The organism is Micromonospora sp. NPDC050686 (assembly GCF_040654475.1).
GTDB lineage: Bacteria > Actinomycetota > Actinomycetes > Mycobacteriales > Micromonosporaceae > Micromonospora.
Genome location: NZ_JBFAID010000142.1, coordinates 1 through 1,454, shown reverse-complemented (window position 1 = coordinate 1,454; position 1,454 = coordinate 1). Strand labels below are relative to the sequence as shown.

General features: G+C 69.2%; 1 protein-coding gene. It reads right to left on the bottom strand.

The annotated features are described in order from the left end of the window. Positions 1-25: 25 nt before the first annotated feature. On the bottom strand, positions 26-1,303 hold the full coding sequence (locus AB0H57_RS32815) for an IS701 family transposase (protein ID WP_357512629.1): 1,278 nt from the start codon (positions 1,301-1,303) through the stop codon (positions 26-28). Positions 1,304-1,454: the final 151 nt, after the last annotated feature.

The window sequence follows — 1,454 nt, the reverse complement described above, 5'->3', positions numbered from 1 at the left end:
CTAGTACTGCAGCCGCCGTTCGGGATCATGGCTGGAGCTCGAGGTTGAGGCGTCGGGCGTAGTGGGATCGTCGGGCTCGGGCCTGGTGGCGGCGCCGCCAGTGTGACCAGTGCAGACGGTGGGCGAGGCTGAGGATCTTCCCGATGATGAGGGTGTTGATCAGCCGGCGGACTTCGTTGACGGTCAGTGGGATCAGGTCGGGTTCGTCGGTCTCGTCGGTGGCGGCATCGGCGGCGCTGATCGCCAGGACGGCGAGGGCGGCCAGGGCGAGGGTGGTGAAGCGGTGCCAGGAGTCCCAGCGGCGGACCTGGTGCTGGTCCAGGCCGACCTGGCTTTTGGCGGCTTGGAAGGCTTCCTCGACGGTCCAGCGGATCCCGGCGACCCGGACGAGTTGGGCGAGGGTGGCTGGTTGTGGGGTCCAGCAGCGGTAGAAGGCCAGCTCGCCGGTGGTGGTGTTCTTGCGGATCAGGAGGCTGTGGTGGCCGCCGTCGTCGGGGTCGGCATCGGTGGTGACGTCGTCGAGCCAGGCCCAGTCGTAGTAGCGGGGCCCTTTCGACCCGGCCCCTGCGCTGCGGCGCTGCCACGCCGAGGCGGGTAGTTCGGTGGCGACCTGGTCGGCGCGAACTCGGGCCTTGCCTCCGTCGAGAGGTACCAGGTGGCTGCGGGACACGGCCAGGACATAACCGAGACGGTGTTCGCGCAGGTGGCTGCGGAAGACGCTGCTGTTGCCGTAGGCCTCGTCCGCGGCGGCCCACCGGGCTGGCACGCCGGCGTCGACGGCTGCGGTGATCATGTCGGCGGCAAGGTCGGGTTTCGTGGCGAACTCGACCTCGTCCGGGACACCGGCGGCCTGGCAGCGGTCCCGGTCCTCGGTCCACGACACCGGCAGATACACACGTCGGTCGATCAGGGTGTGCCCGTGCCCGCTGGCATAGCCGAGGAACACCCCTACCTGCGCGTTTTCGATCCTGCCGGCGGTACCGGTGTACTGCCGTTGCACCCCGACCGAATGCAGGCCCTTCTTCAGGTCCCCGGTCTCGTCAACGACCAGGACCGCGTCAGGGGCGCCGAACCGGTCGACGACCACCGCCCGCAGGTCATCGCGGACAGCGTCCGCGTCCCACACCGCCCGATACAACAGCCGCTGCATCGCATCCGGCCGGGCGTGTCCAGCCTGCTCCGCCAACTGCCAACACGTCTTGACCTCGATATCGGCCAGCAGCCCGGTCACGAACGCCGCCGCAGTGCGACGCGGCTCGACCCGCCCGAACCGGCCCGCGAAACAGGCGAGCACCCCAGCCAGAACCCGCCGCCACCCGGCAACGTCTACGCTGTGGCATGCGGCCACCGCCGGATCTGAAGTTATGTCCACAACGTACAGACGATCATGCGGTGGCCGCCTCGCGTCTACCCCGCTCCACCAGCGGCATCTCAAACGGCGGCTGCCGTACTAG